Origin of the sequence: Bradyrhizobium altum (assembly GCF_020889705.1) — a bacterium.
GTDB classification, from domain to species: Bacteria; Pseudomonadota; Alphaproteobacteria; order Rhizobiales; family Xanthobacteraceae; genus Bradyrhizobium; species Bradyrhizobium altum.
This window is the reverse complement of sequence record NZ_JACMYP010000498.1, coordinates 1-2525: the sequence shown is the minus strand read 5'-3', so window position 1 is coordinate 2525 and position 2525 is coordinate 1. Positions and strand designations below refer to the sequence as shown.

At 65.4% G+C, this 2525-nt stretch carries 2 protein-coding genes; both read right to left on the bottom strand.

The genetic code is table 11. The features are described from left to right. Nucleotides 1-140 precede the first annotated feature (140 nt). A complete protein-coding gene (locus H8B02_RS46820) occupies nucleotides 141-1355 on the bottom strand; it encodes a GGDEF domain-containing protein (RefSeq protein ID WP_229172450.1) in 1215 nt (404 codons plus the stop codon). A 637-nt stretch (nucleotides 1356-1992) separates the two neighbouring features. Further along, a partial coding sequence (locus H8B02_RS46815; RefSeq protein ID WP_229172449.1) for a LysE family translocator occupies nucleotides 1993-2525 on the bottom strand: 533 nt, incomplete at its 5' end.

The window sequence follows — 2525 nt, the reverse complement described above, 5'->3', positions numbered from 1 at the left end:
CGATCGCGCGATCGCTGCAAGATCGGTTTCGGCTGATACGGCCGAGGACAGCACGAGCGCAAGGAGTGCGGTGAGCAGGCGAGGCATCATCACGGAAGATCCAGTGTCGCCCCTCGTTAGCACCTCCCTCGTTAGCACGCTCAGGCGCGCTTGCGCAGGGTCTCCTCCGCGAGAGCGACCATCTCGGGCGGCAGCTTCGGCTCATAGGTCGCATAGCCGTTCTTGCCGCCCTTCTTGGCGTCGTAGAGCGCATGGTCGGCGGCGGCGACCAGGCGGTCGGGATGCAGGCCGATCTCGCGGGTCCATTGCGCAACGCCGATCGAGACCGCGATCGGAATGTCGTTGCCGGTGCACTGCTCGGCGTCGGCGCGGCAGACCTCCAGCACGCGGCGGGCAATCATCGCGCCCTCGCGCAGCGTCGAGGACGGCAGCACGATGCAGAACTCGTCGCCGCCGGTGCGGGCCAGCATGTCGCCCGGGCGGAGCCTCGTCTGCGCCATCAGCGTGAAGTGCTGCAGGCAGGCGTCGCCGGCGGCGTGGCCATGGGTGTCGTTGATGCTCTTGAAGCCGTCGAGGTCGATCACCAGCAGCGCGAAGGCTTCGCCGTTGCGCTCGGAGCGCGCGCATTCCTCGGTCAGCCGTTGCAACAGATGGCGGCGGTTGCCGACGCCGGTGAGATCGTCGAGCAGCGCGAGGTCGGCGACCTCGTTGCGCAGCCGGTCGATCGCCATCAGCAGGAAGCCGAAATTGAGCGCCATCGACAGGAATACCATCAGCAGGATCACCAGCGACTGGCTCGCATTGAAGCGAATGAAAGTGAACTCGCCGGGCTCGAGCACGGCGCCGACGAGACGCAGCGCATAAGTGCCGATCAGCACGGAAGCGACGATGCCGGCAAGCCGCGCGCCCGGGCTGACGCGGCCGTTCTCGGGCGACAGCAACAGCTTCAGCGTCAACGCCAGCGGCGTGACCTGGGCGACGGTGTAGACCAGGATGCGCATCGGCATGCTGTTATAGGCAAAGATGAAGAAGCCGAGGCCGACGAAGGCGAAGGCAGTGGACAGCGCGGTGCTGCGCCAGCCGACCGGCTTGCCGTAGAAGCGCTCGATGCCCATCGCGGCAAGGCCGGCGGCGAACACCATCAGCGTCCCTGCCGCGAGCAGCGGCAGCAGCGAGTCCGTCATCATGACGCGGAGCATCGCGCAGGCGGCGCCGGCGGACGCGACGAAGGTGGACGCGGTCCAGAACCGCGCCGCGCCGAAAGCAGGATAGCTGCGCGCGACATAGGCCCAGATCAGGCCGAGCGCGAGAAAATTGATAACGAATACCGTCCAAAGCGTCGGAACGCTCAACATCGCCCCTGTTCGAGACCCGTATCGGCCTCGCCTCTCCTGAAATGACCGTCCGCCCCTGGGGCGTTTCTCCCAATGGCAATCCCCGTTGCCTTGCAGGACAGGATGCGGCCGCGCCGCTTAACGGACTCTCACCCGCCACGCGCCAATCCGCACTGTGGTTTTGAATTGATGAAGATCCGCGCACCGGCCGTTTGCGCGTCGTTAAGCATGACGGATGCGACGCCGCCGCGACGCGTGACACGCGCACACCGGCGAAAAACTGGCGAAAACACGTAACAGCTGTGGATAACACGATGACAGCGCAGTGACAGCACGCGGCAGCAGCCTCCGAATCTGCTGAGTTTGATACTGAGGATGTTGCGAGGCTGGCCCTCCGCCAAGCATGCCTCGGAGTCGCGTTCAATCCATTAAACCCTGAGAGGATACTATGGCTAAGAAAGCGAAGAAGGCGAAGAAGGCGAAGGCGAAAAAGGCCACCAAGAAGAAGGCCGCCAAGAAGTAACCAATTTTCTCGCCCGGGTAGCGGCTCCTGCCCTGCCCGGGCACCCGATCCGGACCATCCAGGCAGGGACGCAAGGGCAGCAGGCGCAAGGCCTGCTTTTTTATTGCCTGCCGCAAGGCGCGAAGGAATGCGACGTCAGCGCTCCGCGAAGGCGAGCTTGGCGCCGAGCAGGGCAAAGCCGGCGGCAAAGCTGCGCCGCAGCCAGGCCATCACCTTCGGCCGGGTGATGACGCGGTCGCGCACCGACGCTGCGAACAGCCCGTAGACCGCGAACACCGCAAAGGTCATCGCCATGAACACACCGCTGAGTTCGACCATCCGCGCCAGTGGGTGCGGTTCGTCGACGGCGATGAACTGCGGCAGGAAGGCCAGGAAGAAGATCGACAGCTTTGGATTGAGGATGTTGATCAGGATCGCGGTCGCGATCACCCGCCCGCTCGAGCGCGGCTTGATCTCGGTGTCGACGGCGAGCGCGCCGCGTTCGCGCAGCGCCTGCCAGGCCATATAGAGCAGATAGACCACGCCGCCCCATTTCAGCGCCGCGAACGCCATGGCGCTGGTGTGCAGGATGGCGGCAAGGCCGAGCATCGCCGCGATCATCTGCGGCACGATCCCGAGCGTGCAGCCGAACGCCGCCGCCACGCTCGCGCGCGAGCCCCGGGTCAGCG

Coding starts and splice junctions, on each gene's coding strand:
- H8B02_RS46820 (WP_229172450.1), bottom strand. CDS start 1,355: ATGTTGAGCGTTCCGACGCTTTGGACGGTATTCGTTATCAATTTTCTC.